Annotated in this window: 1 protein-coding gene; it reads right to left on the reverse strand. The window is 54.3% G+C overall.

All coding sequences use genetic code 11. The features are described 5' to 3' along the window. Positions 1 to 47 precede the first annotated feature (47 nt). A protein-coding gene (locus tag MHK05_RS11805) for an IS3 family transposase (RefSeq protein ID WP_239206893.1) occupies positions 48 to 1264 on the reverse strand; the annotation gives its coding sequence in 2 pieces (ribosomal slippage) (positions 48 to 1003 and positions 1003 to 1264; 1218 coding nt in all). Positions 1265 to 1324: the final 60 nt, after the last annotated feature.

Raw genomic sequence — 1324 nt, forward strand, 5'->3', positions numbered from 1 at the left:
TTGGGGTTGCCCGCAAATTGTGGACACGTAGTAGAGCTACCTAGTGGTTAGGCGGCTATTTCTTTTCTGCTGGTGGTTAGACCGATGCGGTTCTCGAAGTCGGCGGGGCTTATCATCCCGAGTGCGGAGTGCCGACGTCGGCGGTTGTAGACGACTTCAATCCAGTAGGCAACGGCCTTGCGTGCAGCATCACGGGTCGCCCAGCGCTTACGGTCGTAGAATTCGGTTTTAAGCGTCGACCAGAATGACTCGGCCATCGCGTTATCGAAGCACACGCCGGTACGCCCTACGGACTGAGCAATGCCCAGGTTGCGGCAAACTTCCCAAAGCTTCTCGCTGGTAAATTGGGTTCCGCGGTCAGCGTGAAACACTAGCCCGTCAGGCACGTCACCACGCAGTGTATGCGCCATCCGCAGGGCCCGTTCGACCAGGTATGTATCTTGAACGCTATCCATAGCCCAGCCCAGTACCCTGCGGGAATGACCATCGCGGACTGCGCACAAGTACAACCAGCCTTCACCGGTGCGCAGGTAGGTAATATCCGACATCCACACTCGGTTGAGCTCACCAGTATCAAACATGCGCTTGACCAAGTCAGGAAGCGTGGACTTACGCTTGGCTTGAATCGTTGTCACTGGGACAAAGGCCCGCGGGGAAATCCCTTCAATGCCCATCATGCGCATCCGTTTAGCCACAGTCTTACGATTAAGCGAAATGTGGTACCGCTCGATAAGTTCTGCGGTAATCCGCGGAGCACCATAAACCTCATCGGAGTCCGACCAAATCTGATGAATCTTACGATCAACGTCATCGTAAAATGCTGCGCGTTCATCTTCGCCGGATAGCCGCTTCTGCTGCGTATGGGACCATTTGTAGTATCCAGACCGAGACACTTTTAATAGCCGTGCCATACGTTTGATGCTGTAGTTCGCCTTCTCTCGCTGCATTAATTCGAACTTTTCTGTTCGCGTTGCTTGGCGGCGAAGAAGGCTGTCGCTTTTGACAAAAACTCGTTATCCATCTTGGCTTCCGCCAGCTCACGGCGCAGACGAGCATTCTCAGCACGAAGATCCGCCTCGCTTAGCCCGTCGGATGCTCCTCGGCGCTCACGCTCGAGTTTGACCCACCTGCCTAAAATTGTGGCTGATACGCCAATTTCCTTAGCCACATGAGCGATTGGGCGCTGCGACTCGATTACCAGGTTTGCGGCTTCACGCCGGTACTCCGGCGTGTACTTCTTGCGCTGTTGATTCACAATGAACATCCTCTCCTACGGACACAAGATCCATACAAATAGGGTGTCCACTACTTGAGGGTAACCTCA

Origin of the sequence: Corynebacterium nasorum, from assembly GCF_022347325.1 — a bacterium.
GTDB classification, from domain to species: domain Bacteria; phylum Actinomycetota; class Actinomycetes; order Mycobacteriales; family Mycobacteriaceae; genus Corynebacterium; species Corynebacterium kefirresidentii.